At 44.7% G+C, this 16,450-nt stretch carries 15 protein-coding genes and 1 riboswitch; of the genes, 13 read left to right on the top strand and 2 right to left on the bottom strand.

What is annotated here, in order from left to right:
- Positions 1-108: 108 nt before the first annotated feature.
- From Q7657_RS08430 to thiH, 7 genes are all read left to right on the top strand, one after another.
- Positions 109-531 (top strand): universal stress protein, encoded by a 423-nt coding sequence (locus tag Q7657_RS08430; RefSeq protein ID WP_107167080.1) that lies wholly within the window; start codon positions 109-111, stop codon positions 529-531.
- Between the two features lie 124 nt (positions 532-655).
- Positions 656-753: riboswitch (TPP riboswitch) on the top strand.
- A 119-nt stretch (positions 754-872) separates the two neighbouring features.
- Entirely contained in the window at positions 873-2,795 is a 1,923-nt protein-coding gene (gene thiC / locus Q7657_RS08425; RefSeq protein ID WP_107167081.1) for a phosphomethylpyrimidine synthase ThiC, read from the top strand.
- Positions 2,796-4,013, top strand: a complete 1,218-nt coding sequence (gene thiE, locus Q7657_RS08420; RefSeq protein ID WP_107167082.1) for a thiamine phosphate synthase — start codon at positions 2,796-2,798, stop codon at positions 4,011-4,013.
- Positions 4,003-4,788, top strand: a complete 786-nt coding sequence (locus Q7657_RS08415) for a HesA/MoeB/ThiF family protein (RefSeq protein ID WP_107167083.1) — start codon at positions 4,003-4,005, stop codon at positions 4,786-4,788. The genes thiE and Q7657_RS08415 overlap by 11 nt, the downstream gene beginning before the upstream one ends.
- On the top strand, positions 4,789-5,001 hold the full coding sequence (gene thiS, locus Q7657_RS08410; protein ID WP_107167084.1) for a sulfur carrier protein ThiS: 213 nt from the start codon (positions 4,789-4,791) through the stop codon (positions 4,999-5,001). It abuts the gene before it with no gap.
- Between the two features lies 1 nt (position 5,002).
- Entirely contained in the window at positions 5,003-5,767 is a 765-nt protein-coding gene (locus tag Q7657_RS08405) for a thiazole synthase (RefSeq protein WP_107167085.1), read from the top strand.
- Positions 5,768-5,776: 9 nt separating this feature from the next.
- On the top strand, positions 5,777-6,889 hold the full coding sequence (gene thiH / locus Q7657_RS08400; protein WP_107167086.1) for a 2-iminoacetate synthase ThiH: 1,113 nt from the start codon (positions 5,777-5,779) through the stop codon (positions 6,887-6,889).
- Positions 6,890-6,941: 52 nt separating this feature from the next.
- Here thiH and Q7657_RS08395 read toward each other — a convergent pair whose 3' ends face one another.
- Positions 6,942-8,729: an aminopeptidase P family protein gene (locus Q7657_RS08395; RefSeq protein WP_107167087.1), complete on the bottom strand. Its 1,788-nt coding sequence runs from the start codon at positions 8,727-8,729 to the stop codon at positions 6,942-6,944.
- Between the two features lie 322 nt (positions 8,730-9,051).
- On the opposite strand from Q7657_RS08395, the gene Q7657_RS08390 reads away from it, so the two are divergent.
- Entirely contained in the window at positions 9,052-10,263 is a 1,212-nt protein-coding gene (locus Q7657_RS08390) for a multidrug effflux MFS transporter (RefSeq protein ID WP_107167088.1), read from the top strand.
- A 45-nt stretch (positions 10,264-10,308) separates the two neighbouring features.
- On the opposite strand, the gene Q7657_RS08385 is transcribed toward Q7657_RS08390, so the two are convergent.
- Positions 10,309-11,205, bottom strand: a complete 897-nt coding sequence (locus Q7657_RS08385; RefSeq protein WP_043128555.1) for a DMT family transporter — start codon at positions 11,203-11,205, stop codon at positions 10,309-10,311.
- A 215-nt stretch (positions 11,206-11,420) separates the two neighbouring features.
- On the opposite strand from Q7657_RS08385, the gene rmuC reads away from it, so the two are divergent.
- The 5 genes from rmuC (at position 11,421) to tatA (ending at position 16,449) form a co-directional block, all read left to right on the top strand.
- Entirely contained in the window at positions 11,421-12,956 is a 1,536-nt protein-coding gene (gene rmuC, locus Q7657_RS08380) for a DNA recombination protein RmuC (RefSeq protein ID WP_107167089.1), read from the top strand.
- Positions 12,957-13,087: 131 nt separating this feature from the next.
- A complete protein-coding gene (gene ubiE / locus Q7657_RS08375) occupies positions 13,088-13,843 on the top strand; it encodes a bifunctional demethylmenaquinone methyltransferase/2-methoxy-6-polyprenyl-1,4-benzoquinol methylase UbiE (RefSeq protein WP_008986005.1) in 756 nt (251 codons plus the stop codon).
- Positions 13,844-13,850: 7 nt separating this feature from the next.
- Entirely contained in the window at positions 13,851-14,453 is a 603-nt protein-coding gene (locus Q7657_RS08370; protein ID WP_008986004.1) for a ubiquinone biosynthesis accessory factor UbiJ, read from the top strand.
- A gap of 7 nt (positions 14,454-14,460) precedes the next feature.
- On the top strand, positions 14,461-16,098 hold the full coding sequence (gene ubiB, locus Q7657_RS08365) for a ubiquinone biosynthesis regulatory protein kinase UbiB (protein ID WP_179946558.1): 1,638 nt from the start codon (positions 14,461-14,463) through the stop codon (positions 16,096-16,098).
- 84 nt (positions 16,099-16,182) lie between these two features.
- Positions 16,183-16,449 carry a Sec-independent protein translocase subunit TatA gene (tatA, locus tag Q7657_RS08360; RefSeq protein WP_008986002.1) on the top strand — a complete coding sequence of 89 codons (267 nt, stop codon included), beginning with the start codon at positions 16,183-16,185 and terminating at the stop codon, positions 16,447-16,449.
- Position 16,450: the final 1 nt, after the last annotated feature.

Here is a 16,450-nt window from a genome sequence, read left to right as displayed (position 1 = left end):
ATTCGAATATTAATTCGTCAGCCACATCGTTAGTTGTATAGCTACATTTATAGCATCATAATCATAATTATTGAATTTGTAATGAGCCTTAGCTCAAGGAGGCTAGATATGTCGCTTTACCAAACTGTGTTATTAGCGGTTAACCCTGAAGATAAAAATGCGCATAAATTGATGGTAAAAGCTGGCGTTATTGCTGAGCAGAATCACGCTGATTTACATGTTGCTTATGTTGAACCAGGGATTGGCAACGTCAGCTTTATTGATGTTGAAGTTGAATTACAAGAAGAGCATGACGCTATTGCTAAAAAGCGTATGAAAGAGTTGTCTGAACTCATTGCAGCTTCTTCTTACAAGGTTAAAGCGATTCATACTGCAGATGGTGATGTAGCTAAACATATTGAAGCCTTAGCCAAGGAGCTTAATGCGAACCTTGTGATCACTGGGTATCACAAATCGACTTTCCACCTTTTTGGTGACTTAAGCGATTCTTTAGCGAATCACCTTAATTGTGATGTATTAATTTCACAATAATCTTGAGCAATATGCTGAATGTAATAAGAAGCCGTGTTGATACACGGCTTTTTGTTATCTGTCACTTTTCACATTTTTTCTCAGTATAAAGGTTGTTGCGCTTTTACAGCTTCTCTATACTCGTTGCTACTTGTCGGAGTGCCATATGGCTGAGACCGCATTGCGGGATCCGTTGAACCTGATCAGGCTAATACCTGCGAAGGGAACAAGAGAATGTCTTCTGCTACATATCTTCTAGGATCACTGTACGCATCTGCATAGTTGTACATAAAGTACACACCTCTTGTTTACGCCCATCCGCCAAGCATTTTCCCCTACATTGAAAAATCAAGGAAACTGCTATGTCGAATCGCAAGCAAGCGAGACTGGAAGCGAAACAATTTATTGAATCATTAACTGTTCAGCCATACCCAAATTCACAAAAAGTGTATGTGCAGGGAAGTCGACCTGATCTTCGTGTACCTATGCGTGAAATTACTCTTGCTGATAGTTTGGTTGGTGGCAGTAAAGAATCCCCTATTTTTGAACCAAACGAACCTGTACGTGTTTACGATACTTCGGGTTTTTATACCGATCCGGATAAGACGATTGATATCTACAGTGGTTTGCCTACTGTTCGCGAACAATGGATTTTAGATCGTGACGATACAGAGCTCCTTGACGGTTTAAGTTCTGATTATGCTAACGAACGCTTAGATGATAAGACGTTAGATGATTTACGCTTTGGTGAACGTGCACCGATCCGCTGTGCAAAAGCAGGTAAGTGCGTGACACAACTTCACTATGCGCGCCAAGGTATTATTACTCCTGAGATGGAATATATCGCGATCCGTGAAAATATGGGGCGTGCGAAATACCGTGATGAAGTCTTGAATCAGCAACATCCAGGCATTAGCTTTGGTGCCAACTTACCAAAAGAAATTACCCCTGAGTTTGTGCGTCAAGAAGTGGCTGAAGGTCGCGCAATTATTCCTGCCAATATTAACCATCCAGAAACTGAGCCAATGATCATTGGCCGAAACTTCCTTGTTAAAGTGAATGCCAACATTGGTAACTCGGCAGTGAGTTCATCAATTGAAGAAGAAGTTGAGAAGCTTGTTTGGTCGACCCGTTGGGGCGGCGATACGGTAATGGATTTATCAACAGGTCGAAATATTCACGAAACCCGTGAATGGATCATTCGTAACAGCCCTGTTCCGATTGGTACGGTACCTATGTATCAAGCTCTTGAAAAAGTGAATGGTGTGGCTGAGAACCTTAACTGGGAAGTATTCCGTGACACATTACTAGAGCAAGCTGAGCAAGGGGTGGATTACTTCACTATCCATGCTGGTGTACTGCTTCGTTATGTACCAATGACGGCAAAACGCGTAACAGGCATTGTATCGCGTGGCGGCTCTATTATGGCCAAGTGGTGCTTGGCACACCATAAAGAAAGTTTCCTCTACGAGCACTTCCGTGAGATCTGTGAGATTTGTGCGCAATACGATATTTCACTATCACTGGGTGATGGCCTGCGTCCGGGATCCGTCGCTGATGCGAATGATGAAGCGCAGTTTAGTGAGCTACGTACCTTAGGTGAGTTGACGAAGATTGCATGGGAATACGATGTTCAGGTCATGATTGAAGGCCCTGGACACGTACCAATGCATATGATCAAAGAAAACATGGAAGAGCAGCTTGAGCATTGTCATGAAGCGCCATTCTATACCTTAGGCCCTCTAACTACCGATATTGCACCAGGCTATGATCATATTACCTCGGGCATTGGTGCAGCGATGATCGGTTGGTATGGTTGTGCAATGCTTTGTTACGTGACACCTAAAGAGCATTTAGGCTTACCTAATAAAGAAGATGTAAAAGTTGGTCTTATTACTTATAAGCTATGTGCTCATGCGGCAGATTTAGCCAAAGGGCATCCCGGTGCGCAAGTACGTGATAATGCCTTATCAAAAGCACGTTTTGAGTTTCGTTGGGAAGACCAATTTAACCTTGGTTTAGATCCTGAAACGGCGCGTGCATATCACGACGAAACCCTACCTCAAGAGTCTGGCAAAATTGCCCATTTCTGCTCAATGTGTGGTCCTAAATTCTGCTCAATGAAGATCTCTCAAGAAGTACGTGATTATGCAAAAGATCTTGAACGATCTGATGAGCTAGCAATCAAGCTATTAGACGATCCGTTAGAGGGCATGCAGCAAAAAGCACAAGAATTCCGTGAGAAAGGTAGCGAGCTTTATCACCCTGCGAAAGAGGAGTGCTAAATGAGCACATTAAGCTTACCGAAGGCTTTATCGCCCTTGGTGATGCATATTGAGCCCTTATTAGCCGCAGCTGCTGACTATCAGTTAGGTGAGCAAGTCACGCTGATGCCATCAAGCCAAGCTTGGGTTGAGGTATCAACATCATCGAGCATTAAACGAGTGGGCTTTGAACAAGCCTGCTCCACTGAGCTGATAGATTATGAGATCCAAGATCAATGGGGCTCTATCGATGCGAAACTCTCATCGCTCAAAGCAGAAGTACTGAAACGCCCAGACTTAGTAATTTGTGGCTTGCCAGTTAAGGGTGGCTATCTAGATATTTGGCATCATGATGGTGACGTGCGTTGCTGCTTTAGTGTTGAGTGTGGTGATCAAACACAACAGCGAGCGATGTTGTTGGCCGCTCTCGCGCTGAATTACCCATTGGAAGATGCATTAGTGCTAGCAAGAGCCTATGCCCAGTCAACTCAGATGGGCATTTGGCCAACCGAGCGTGATGCTTTCCCTGAAATCGTTTGTGCTAATTTTTCAAAGCTGTCAGATATTGGTTGGCAAGATCAATGTCAGCCAGTTGAAGCTTTTGCACCTGTTGATAGTGAGAAACTGACGTTATATCCGGTAGTGGATTCCGTCCAATGGGTTAAGCAGTTACTTGAGCTAAATGTTCAAACCACTCAGTTGCGGATCAAAGATCCGAATGCACAAGGCTTAGAGCAAGATGTTGCGCATGCGATTGCGTTAGGTCAGCAGGCCAATGCGCAGGTCTTTATTAATGACTATTGGCAACTGGCTATTGAGCATGGTGCTTTTGGGGTGCATTTGGGACAAGAAGATTTAGCTGTTGCTGATCTCAATGCTATTCAACAAGCCAACCTTCGCTTGGGGATCTCAACCCATGGGTATTACGAGATCCTACGTGCGATGGCATTTAATCCAAGTTACATCGCTCTCGGTCATATTTATCCAACCACAACCAAGCAAATGCCGTCATTACCGCAAGGTGTTCATCGCTTAAAGCTTTACCAACAATTGATTGGTAATGCGTTCCCAACCGTGGCCATTGGTGGCATTGATTTATCTCGTGTGCCAGTAGTTTGGAAAACTGGGGTGAGTAGCGTTGCGGTGGTACGTGCGATCACCCAGTCAAGCGAACCTGCTATTGCCGTTGAGCAACTCAAGCAGTGTTTAGCTAAGCGGGAGGTGGGGTATGACAACTGACACACTTTCTGATGACGCTTTTATTCGATATAACCGACAAATCATGCTGGAAGAAATGGGTGAGCAGGGGCAACTTGAGCTTAACAATGCCAAGGTACTGATCGTCGGAGCCGGTGGTTTAGGCTCAGCGGCAGCGATGTATCTCGCTGCTGCTGGTGTTGGTTTGCTGGTGATTGCAGATGATGATGTGGTTGAGTGTTCGAATTTGCAGCGTCAGGTGATTTATCGAGAAACCGATGTATCACTTAATAAAGCGCAAGCAGCCTGCGATCAGCTTTTAGCATTGAACCCATTGGTACGAACGCGTGCAGTAAAAGCCAAGCTTGCAGGTGTTCAACTTGCCATGGAAGTACAACAGGCTGATATTGTGCTCGATTGCAGTGACAACTGGGCGACTCGTTATGCCGTTAATCAAGCTTGTTATCAGCATCAAACACCATTAATTGCTGGTGCATCTATTGGTTGGCAAGGACAGTTACTGGCGTTTGATTTCAGGCAGATCTCACCGTGTTATCAATGCGTGTTTCCATTAAGTGCTGAAGCGCGGCCACAAGATCTAAATTGTCGTAGTAACGGCGTGATGGGACCTGTTGTGGCCACTATTGGAACGTTACAAGCGCTTAATGCGATCAAAGCTATCGCAGGTGTTGGTGAAGTTGGGTTTGGTTTACTGCAGCAATTTAATGGCTTAACAGGAAAATGGCAGCAGGTATCAATCGATACTGATTCTGGTTGCCCTGTATGTGGTCAGCAAGATCAAAGGGAGGTTGTGTAAATGGCTACCATGATAACTATCTGGCTGAACGATGAATCTATGTCTTGCGAGGCTGAGCAAACCGTCAATCAATTTGTTAAGCAGTTAGATTTACCCATACAAGGTACTGCGGTCGCGATAAATCAGCGAATTGTTGCAGCCAGTGAGTGGTCGACAACCGTCATTGCTGATGGCGATCAGATCGCGTTATTTCAAGCGATAGCAGGAGGCTAATATGTTGACTATTGCAGATAAAACATTCACATCGCGATTATTCACCGGAACAGGTAAATACGCCAATCGTGATGTCATGGCAGAATCGATTTTAGCAACAGGATCTGAGCTCGTGACGATGGCACTAAAGCGGGTCAATATTGCTGAGCGTGATGACGATATCTTAGCGCCATTGATCCAAGCTGGAGTGAATTTACTGCCTAATACGTCAGGGGCGAAAAATGCCAAAGAAGCGATCTTTGCTGCGCAGCTAGCCCGAGAAGCATTGGGGACGAATTGGCTAAAATTAGAAATTCACCCAGATCCGAAATACTTGATGCCCGATCCGATTGAAACGCTAAAAGCGGCAGAGCAGCTAGTAAAAGAAGGGTTTGTCGTACTGCCTTACTGTCATGCCGATCCTGTGCTTTGTAAGCGATTAGAAGAGGTAGGATGCGCTGCTGTGATGCCATTAGGTGCGCCTATTGGCACGAATAAAGGGATCGCTTCTCGCGATTTTCTGCACATTATTATCGATCAAGCGCAAGTACCTGTGGTGGTGGATGCGGGCATTGGTGCGCCTTCTCATGCTGCAGAAGCGATGGAAATGGGCGCAGATGCGGTATTGGTCAATACAGCTATTGCAGCGGCAAGTGATCCTATTGCAATGGGGCGAGCCTTTAAATTGGCCGTGGAAAGTGGTCGCATGGCCTATGAAGCGGGTCTTGCTGGTAAGGTGAACCATGCTATTGCATCAAGCCCATTAACGGCATTTCTTAATGAGTAAGGAGCCAGCATGAGCTTTGTGGATGTTTGGCAGCAAATGGCTTGGGATGATATCCGTTTGTCGATTTATGCCAAAACGGCTACCGATGTTGAGCGTGCTTTAGGCAAATCAAAGCGAGATTTAGAAGATTTTAAAGCTTTAATTTCACCTGCGGCAGAGCCTTACTTAGAGCAAATGGCACAAAGCTCTGCGATGCTAACGCGTCAGCGGTTTGGTCATACTATGAGTTTTTATGTGCCTTTATACCTTTCGAATCTGTGTGCCAATGCGTGTACCTATTGTGGTTTTTCGATGGAAAATCGCATTAAACGCCGTACCTTAGATAGGCAGGAAATAGAGCGAGAGTGTGAAGCAATAAAAGCACTAAATTTTGATAGTGTGTTACTGGTTACAGGTGAGCATCAAACCAAAGTCGGCATGAATTACTTTCGTGATGCGCTTCCTCAAATTAAACAGCACTTCAGTTATTTGGCAATGGAAGTACAGCCACTTGAGCAAGATGAGTATCAAGAGCTGCGACAACTTGGTCTAGATGCGGTGATGGTGTATCAAGAAACCTATAATGCGCCAACCTATGCGAAGCACCATTTACGAGGCAATAAAACCAATTTTGAATACCGCTTAGCGACCCCTGATCGGTTAGCAAAAGCAGGAATAGACAAGATTGGGATTGGGGCTTTGATCGGCATGGAAGAATGGCGCACGGATTGTTTTTTTGTTGCCAGTCACTTGGCTTATCTTGAGCGAACCTATTGGCAAAGCCGCTATTCGATTTCATTCCCACGTTTAAGACCCTGTACTGGTGGATTAGAGCCAAAATCTGTGATGACGGATCGCCAACTGGTGCAATTGATTTGTGCTTATCGGTTGTTTAATCCTGAAGTCGAGCTGTCGTTATCGACTCGAGAATCACCGCATTTTCGCGATAACGTATTGCCTTTGGGGATCACTAGTATGTCGGCGGGCTCTAAAACCCAACCGGGTGGATACGCCGATGACACACCAGAGCTAGAACAATTTGCGATCAGTGATGAACGCTCGGTCGCAGATGTCGCTACCGCGGTTAAGCAACAGGGGTTTGAAGTGGTGTGGAAAGATTGGCACCCTGCATACTCTGGATAAAAATAAAGCCAGTACCTGATGTGTACTGGCTTTTCTTTTTCTTATTTGAGCGTTAACGACTTAGCGGTGATGTTGCTTGTGTTAGCCATTCAAGATCACTACCTGTCAGCGATGGGCTGATCACGTTAAATACGGTTTGGTGATAGTTGTTAAGCCATGCAAGCTCTACGTCAGTTAGTAGCGTTGGCTCGATCAAACGCTTATCAATAGGCGCGCGCGTTAATGATTCAAAGCCCATCACGTTCATGTCACCTTGCGTTTCAATATCGACGACCAGTTCAAGGTTTTCGATACGAATACCAAATGCATCTGCACGGTAATAACCTGGCTCGTTAGATAATACCATCCCCGGCAGTAATGCTGTTGGGTTGTACATTTTTGCAATACGTTGCGGGCCTTCGTGAACACTTAAGAAGTGACCAACACCGTGACCTGTACCGTGATCATAATCAAAACCATACGCCCATAGGTGCTGACGCGCGAGTGCGTCAAGCTGAGAGCCTGTTGTGCCTTTCGGAAAACGTGCCGAAGCCAATGAAATATGACCTTTTAGTACTAATGTGAAGGCTTGTTTTACTTCATCGCCCGGGTTACCGATAGCGATAGTACGGGTGATATCGGTTGTGCCGTCTGGGTATTGACCGCCTGAGTCGACCAAGTAAACCGTATCCATTTGCAGCTTGCTTGGTTGCGGTTGGTTAATATGGTTGTAGTGACACATAGCCGCATTGCCAGCTGAGGCTGAAATCGTATCAAAGCTGACATCACGACAAGTTGGATCTTGCTGACGGAAGTGCCAAAGTTGATCGGAAAGTGCGGCTTCATCTAATAGATTGCCATCCGCAACTTGTGTATCAACCCATGCGAGGAATTTGGCAATAGCCACACCATCACGGATGTGACAGGCTTTCATACCAGCAATTTCAGTCGTGTTTTTCGCCGCTTTCGGTAATAGCGTTGGGTTTGCCGCTTCAATAAGTTGTGCGCCAGCATCCGTTAATTGCTGAGCCGCCCATGCGTTACTGTTCGCTGAATCAAACAGTACACGCTTGCCTGCAAATGCCGCTAAACCTGCTGCGAGTTGTTCAGGTTCACAGATATTTACCCCGTTACCGACATGTGCAGCAAAACCTTCTGGTAGGCGGTGGTGATCGATGTAGAAATTCACCGATGCATCGCTGTGGATCACCGCAGCTGATAGCAGAACGGGTAGACAATGCACATCATCACCACGGACATTGAGTAGCCAAGCAATGCTATCAAGTTGGCTTAAAAAGGCAGCGTCAGCTTTTTGCTTTTTAAGCAGTGCGGCAATTTGTTCACGCTTCTCTTCGCTTGATTGACCCACATACTCTAGCCCCATTAATTCGGCATCCGATAGTTTTGGTGCTGGGCGATCGAACCATAATTCATCAATTGGGTTTTCGTTAACCGCTACCAGATCTAACTCACCATCAAGAGTTGCGATAGTGTTTTTTAGCCATGCCGCACTGTGTAGGCGGTTATCAATGGCGATTTTGCTACCTGCGGCTAGATTTTCTAATGCCCATTGCACAGGTGGTTGCTCGATCAAATGGCAATATTCAAACACATCACCCGGCACTTGCTTGCGAACTTGCACAACATAACGACCATCAACAAACATGGCAGCACGGTCACGAGTGATCACGGCAGCACCTGCCGAGCCGGTGAAACCGGTTAACCAATGAAGGCGTTCGTTATGATCGGGAATGTACTCTCCAAGATATTCATCTTCATGAGGGATCAGTAGGGCATCGAGTTGCTCTGCTTCAAGCCACTGACGGATCTGCTCAATACGTTGTGCGATAACTGCTTGCATGTATAGGTCCTTGTCAAGAAACCACCATCGAAGGGTAGTTAGGTCAAATGTGCCTAAATAGCATCAGCAACACCGAGGTTATGCTAGGTGTCGTGATATTTTCAGCTATTCAGGCTTAATATTGTTACGTTAGCTTGTTTATCGATGCGCTTCAATTGTCTCAATAACAAATGACAGACTATTCATCACTCCAGCCGAGGGTTGACTGATAAACGTTAAAAGCTGGTGGATTCCAATTTGGAAAAGCGGTTTTGAAAATAAACCATTTTTATTCATTATGAGAAATCCGTAGACTTGCGCGATCATTTTTTAGGAACGCAGCATGACAACACCGAATTCACCTTCTGCCGATACTCGGCTTGTTGCCTTAATGGTAACTTTAGTCCTCTTTAGCCCTTTAGCGATTGATATTTATTTGCCGGCATTACCTGCAATGGCAAGTACGTTTCAGGTTGATCCGACTCGTGTGCAAGATACCGTCACTTGGTTCATGTTTAGCATGGGCTTAGGGCAGTTATTGGCAGGCCCATTAGCGGATCGTATTGGTCGTCGACCTATCGCCTTAGGCGGTATCGTGATCTACGGTTTTAGCTCGACCATGGCGTATTTAGCACAAAGCTTAGATCTGTTGTTGTTGGCACGTTTGCTACAAGGCTTCGGTGCGTGTGCGACTTCGGTTGCAGCGTTTGCGGCGGTTCGTGATAGTTTTGGTGCTGAAAAAAGCGGTCGTATGATCAGCTATTTAAACGGTGCGATTTGTTTTATTCCTGCGCTAGCTCCTCTTTTAGGCACTTGGCTAACTCACCATTTTGGCTGGCGTTCAAACTTTAGTTTTATGGCGGGCTTTGCTTTAGTTGCAGGTCTGTTTGTGGTGGCATTGTTTAGAGAAACACGTCCTGCACACTCGGATGTATCAGGTTCAACCATCAGTTTAAGTCGTTACTGGTCTGTGCTACGTGAACCGACGTTTTTATTTCATGCGTCGTTATGTATGTTAGCTATGGCTGTGATCTTAGCTTATGTCACATCAGCCCCAGTGTGGTTGATGAATCACCTTGGTCAAGACATGAACCAGTTTACAATGTGGTTTGGTATTAATGCGGCACTCAATATCATTGCTTGTATGATTGCGCCTAAGTTTATGGATCGCTTTGGTACTCGTCGTACATTACGTACTGGTTTGATTGTCTTAATGATCGCTGGCGCTATGATGTTGGTATTAAGCCCGCTACAACAAGCATGGGCATTTATGGTACCGATTTTTGTGTGCTCATTCGGTTTTGCATTTGTTTTAGGCTCTGCGGCAGGTAAGGCGTTGGCGCCGTTTGGCGATCGCGCTGGTACTGCAGCTGCGCTATTAGGTTTGTTCCAAATGAGTGGCTCCGGTGTAATGGTTAGCTTGCTGCAACGTTTAGATCTTTCGTCACCTATGTTGATGACATTGCAAATGTGGTTATTGGTTCCGGGGTTAGTCATTCTGGCATCGAAAATTGGGCGTCGTTGGCATCCTATTTCGGCAACGGTGAACGAATAAGTTTCTAAAGATGAAAAAGCCTGTCAGATGACAGGCTTTTTTCGTTTAAGGCTCGACGGTAACTGCTTTTTTCGTTTTCCATTGTTGGATGATTAAACCTGCAATGATCAACACTAATCCGATCAAAGTAGATGGATGAATGGTTTCGCCAATGATGGTGGCAAGCAGTAATAAAGAGATAAACGGAGAGATAAAAATCAGGTTACTTATCTTAGCCGTATTACGGGTTAACCGTAGGGCATTGAGCCATAAAACAAAGGTGATCCCCATTTCGAACAAACCAACATAAGTGACGGCAGCCCACCCTTGCCAAGGTACACTTTGCCAACCGCCAAGATACAAACTCAAGCCGATAGAAAATGGCAGTGAAACTAAAAAGCCCAGTAATAAGCCAAGGATTGGATCGGCAGTGTTTTTAGTATTTAAAATCCAATAGCCTGCCCATAACAGGGTCGAAAATAATGCTAACGCAACGCCTAATGGACTGGTGAAATTCAAGGCAGCAATATTGCCTTGAGTTGCAATCACCACCACACCGCCATATCCCAGTACGCAAGCAATCCAATCTTTACGTTGAATTTTTTGGCCGAGAAAAATGGCTGCCATTAAGGTTAAGGTGATCGCCCAACTGTAGTTGATGGGCTGTGCCTGTGAGGCGGGCAGCAATTCGTAGGCTTTAAATAGTACTAAGTAATAAGCAAAGGGATTTATCAGCCCAAGCGTGAGGTAATAGAGAGGACGCTTAATAAAAGTTTGTTTTAGCAGGTGGAGTGTCTTTTTGTAATAAGCAATAGCGATCAGTGCCAGTGCTGAAACCGTACTGGCGATCACCATCATTTGTACGGGTGAAAAGTAATCTAAAGTGATTTTAAAGGCGGTTGCGACAGTCGACCACAGTAACACTGCTCCCATGCCATAGCCCAAGGCGAGACGTTCGTTCATTACATTCCATTATTAAGCAAACGTGAAAAGAAAACAGTGTAGGAGATGATCATAAAGGAGAATAGCAAGGGCAATAACACCTTGTGATCGACTGCAAACAAATCTCTTTGTTTGTTGAATAAATATGGCGAGTTATGCTCGTTAGCTGGACATTTATCCAGTATCCTCTTAGCCTTATAACAGAAATAAACCGTCAGGAAGATAGAGTATTTACGATGGCAGAATGGTTAAGCGGTGGCGTTATCACGGCATTAGCAACATTGTTAGGGGCAACGGTTGCCAGTGTGATCACCGCATTCTGGTATAAAGGGCGATTTGAACAAACCTTGCAGTTAGTTGAGCAACAAGCAGAATCTGATGCACGTTTGGCACAAAGTCGAGAGCAGCAGCTACAAAGCCAATTAACTGAACGTAACCAAGAGCTGGAAGAGCTTGATGATGATCGTGACAGGCTGACCCATGAGATTCGTCAAATGCATGGTCGCTTAGCCGCCGCATTAGAGAAGATGCGCCATTTTGAAGCACTGCAAAATGAAAAGCAGTACTTATCAGAACAACTGGATAATGCCCGCTTAGCGAATGCGGGGTTAGAGGCCGATCTGCGTGAGCAAGATGCTCGCCATTTTGAAGAGCAAAAAGCCGCGGATGAAAAAATTAAGCTATTAGAAAATGCTGAAGAGCGTCTACGTATTCAATTTGAAAGTCTAGCTAATCGTCTGTTTGAGCAAAAAACACGAACCGTGGATGAGCAAAATAAGATGAGCTTAGAAACGCTTTTAAGCCCACTTAAAGAACAGCTTGAAGGGTTTAAAAAGCAGGTTAATGATAACTTTACCCAAGAGTCTCGTGAGCGTCATACGCTGGTGCATCAAATCAACAGTCTTAAACAGCTTAATGAGCAAATGGCACAAGAAGCCATTAACTTAACCCAAGCCTTAAAAGGAGATAACAAAGCCCAAGGTAACTGGGGCGAAGTGGTGTTGGCTCGGGTACTCTCTGATTCAGGACTTCGCGAAGGGCATGAGTATCAAACTCAGGTTAGTTTAGAAAATGAAGAGGGTAAGCGTTACCAACCCGATGTAGTGGTGCATTTACCACAACAAAAAGACGTCGTCGTGGATGCGAAAATGTCACTGGTAGCGTATGAGCGTTTCTTTAATGCTGACACCATTGCCGAGCGAGAGCTTGCCATGAGCGAGCACGTTGCTTCCATGCGTGCCCATATGCGAGGGCTAAGCCGAAAGGATTACCATCAATTGCATGGAATTCGTAGCCTTGATTATGTGTTGATGTTTATTCCCGTTGAACCTGCGTTTCAAGCCGCGATTGAAGCCGATCCTGCGCTTATTCGTGATGCGATGGATCTTAATATTATGCTGGTCAGTCCAACAACGTTATTAGTGGCATTACGTACTATTAATAACTTGTGGCGCAATGAAAGACAGAATCAAAACGCCAAAGAGATCGCAGAGCGTGCCAGTAAGCTTTATGACAAGCTACGCTTATTTGTAAACGACATGGAAGCCATGGGGCAGTCGTTAGAAAAAGCGAATCAAAGTTACCAAGGGGCGATGAATAAACTGGCAACAGGCCGTGGCAACGTGATCCGCCAAGCGGAAAGCTTTAAACAGCTAGGGGTTGAAGTGAAACGTGATATTAGTACTCCGCTGGTGGAAAAGTCACAATCTAACCTGACGGAATACCGAGGCTTTTCTCATATTACCGCGTCCTCGGAAGGGGATTTATCATAATGATGGGCAAAGCGCTTTGAGCAAAGAGCAACCATCAAGTACACTAAGCCCAGTTGAATAAATGAATTTAATACTGGTGACGTTGCGTAAGTAGACGCCAAGCGTCATCAGTATCTATAAACGGATTGAACATGACGGACACCACACAAGATACGACTCACTTTGGCTTCCGTACCGTCGCCAAAGAAGAGAAAGCAACCATGGTTGCTGAGGTTTTTCACTCGGTTGCAGCAAAGTACGACATCATGAACGATCTGATGTCGATGGGTATTCACCGCGTTTGGAAACGCTTCACCATTGATTGTAGTGGCGTTCGTAAAGGTCAACGTGTACTGGATTTAGGCGGTGGTACCGGTGATTTAACGGCGAAATTCTCACGTATCGTGGGTGAAACAGGTCAGGTTATTTTGGCTGATATCAACAACTCAATGTTGAAAGTTGGTCGTAGCAAACTGCGTGATAGCGGTATTGTGGGTAACGTGGGATATGTTCAAGCTAATGCGGAAGAGCTGCCGTTTCCTGACGATTACTTTGACTGTATTACTATCAGCTTCTGTTTACGTAACGTAACAGATAAAGAAAAAGCACTGCGCTCAATGTATCGCGTACTAAAACCAGGCGGTCGTTTATTAGTATTGGAATTCTCTAAGCCGATTTTAGAGCCATTATCAAAAGTCTACGATGCGTATTCATTCCACCTATTACCTAAAATGGGTGAAATCATTGCTAATGATGCTGAAAGTTACCGTTATCTTGCTGAATCTATCCGCATGCACCCTGATCAAGAAACCTTGAAAGGAATGATGGATGAAGCAGGTTTCGATCAAACAAGTTACTACAACCTAACGGGCGGTATTGTTGCCTTGCACCGTGGTTATAAGTTCTGAGGATCCTATGCCAATAGATGCGTTTGTTACCGGTGCGGTTGAAACAGCTCTGAATCAATTAATTAAAGATGATGCTGATAGTCAGCGTCGTCTTACTCGTTTACGTGGCAAAGTGATCAGCGTCAAGCTGAATGAATTTAATAAGACAATGTATTTTGTCTTTAGCCATCAAATTGATGTGCTGGCAGGATTTGAGGGTGAGGTTGATTGTCAATTAGCATTAAACCTGTCGGTTCTACCAGAATTGCGTCAACAAGCTAACCTAACGCAGTTGATCAAAGCAGATAAGCTAGCGCTGGACGGTGATCTGCAACTGGCACAGCATTTTTCCAGTTTGTTAAGCGGGTTAAAGCCTGATTTTGAGGACAAGTTATCAGAATATACTGGTGATGTAGTTGCTCATACTTTAGTCAGTAGTGTAAAGTCAGGCAGTCGATTTATTCGCCAAGGGATTAAAAATCGCCAACGCGACCTTGCTGAAGTGATCACTGAGGAATGGCGATTGTTACCACAGCCTTTAGAAATGATGCATTTCTGCGATCAAGTCGATGACTTGAAATCAGATGTAGCCCGTTTTGAAGCCCGATTGAACCAGTTACTTGAGCGATAAATTGGCAATGATGAGTTACTCAGAAATAAAACGGCTGTACCGTATTATTCAAGTACAACTGCGCTATGGCTTGGATGACTTTATCCCTGTTGATCCGCGCACTGAACTTCCAAAGAAACTTCGTAAATCGCTGTTTTGGATCAAAAACGAATATCCAGATAAACCACTGGGTGAGCGATTACGTTTAGCGTTGCAAGAGTTAGGTCCTGTTTGGATCAAATTCGGTCAAATGATGTCAACGCGTCGCGATTTGTTTCCACCGCATATCGCCGATCAACTGGCTCTGCTGCAAGATCAAGTTGAGCCATTCGATGGTAAGTTAGCGAAACGTACTATCGAGCAAGCATTAGGTGGGCCGTTAGAGCAATGGTTTGATGATTTCGATGAAGTGGCACTCGCTTCGGCATCGATTGCTCAAGTGCATACCGGCACATTAAAAGAAAACGGCAAAGAAATTGTTTTTAAAGTCATTCGTCCTGATATTAAGCCAATTATTGAGGCTGATATTAAGCTGATGTACAGGATGGCAGAGATAGTTTCTCGCCTCCAGCCAGAAGCAAGACGACTACGCCCTGTTGAAGTGGTCCGTGAATACGAAAAAACCTTGCTCGATGAGCTTGATTTAATGCGTGAAGCGGCCAATAGCATTCAACTCCGTCGTAACTTTGAAGGGGATGACACACTGTATGTACCGGAAGTTTATACCGATTACAGCAGTATTAATCTTCTTGTCATGGAACGTATTTATGGTATCCAAGTTTCTGACGTTGAGGGGCTAAAAGCGAACGGCACGGATTTAAAATTACTGTCTGAAAATGCGGTAAATATCTTCTTTACTCAGGTATTTCGTGACAGTTTTTTCCATGCTGATATGCATCCGGGTAATATTTTTGTCTCTTATGAGCACCCGGAAAATCCCCAATGGATCGCGTTAGATTGTGGCATTGTGGGGACGTTAAACCGAGAAGATAAGCGTTATTTGGCTGAAAATTTATTGGCTTTTTTTAATCGCGATTATCGTAAGGTTGCAGAATTACACGTCGATTCAGGCTGGGTTCCACATGATACCAATGTGGATGAGTTTGAATTTGCAATTCGTACTGTGTGTGAGCCTATTTTTGAGAAGCCACTGTGCGAAATTTCATTCGGTCATGTGTTGTTAAACCTGTTTAATACTGCTCGCCGTTTTAATATGGAAGTGCAACCACAACTGGTCCTATTACAAAAGACCTTGTTGTATGTTGAAGGCTTAGGACGCCAGTTGTATCCACAACTTGATTTGTGGGCAACAGCCAAGCCGTTCTTGGAAAACTGGATGTCGCGTCAAGTTGGCCCACAAGCCATTATTGAAGCGGTAAAAAGTAAAGCACCATTTTGGGCTGAAAAATTGCCTGAACTGCCAGAATTACTTTATGACAGCTTGCGCCAAGGCAAGGTAATGAATCAGCGGATCGATAAACTCTATGATAATTTCATGGAGAATAGACGCACTCATAACCAGGCAAGGTTCTATTTTGGTATCGGCGCCACTTTTATGGTGTGCGCTGCAATACTCTTTGGTGATCAAGTAGCGACTTACCCAGCAGTATCTGCCGGTGTCGGTGGTTTATTTTGGTTACTAGGATGGCGTACCTGCCGAAAATAATCGGTTTGGCTCTCGCCTATACTTATAGTTGCGTTGATAAACGCACTTTCGTTATTAACCACATAAAGCTGAGGTAAAACAAGCATGGGTGGTATCAGTATCTGGCAATTATTAATTATTGCCCTGATCATTGTTCTTCTGTTCGGAACGAAGAAACTTCGTACTCTAGGTGGTGACCTAGGTTCTGCAGTAAAAGGCTTCAAAAAAGCAATCAGCGATGATGAAGCTGCACCTGCTGCGAAAAAAGAGTCAGACAACAACGATGCTGACTTCGAGCAAAAGAAAATTGCTGACGAGAAAAAGCCAGCGGATCAGACTACAACTAGTCAAAAAGACAAAGAGCAGGTTTAAC

The sequence above is a fragment of the Candidatus Photobacterium acropomis genome (assembly GCF_030685555.1).
GTDB classification, from domain to species: Bacteria; Pseudomonadota; Gammaproteobacteria; order Enterobacterales; family Vibrionaceae; genus Photobacterium; species Photobacterium lucens.
The sequence above is the reverse complement of the archived record's forward strand: the minus strand, read 5'-3'. Positions and strand labels throughout refer to the sequence as shown.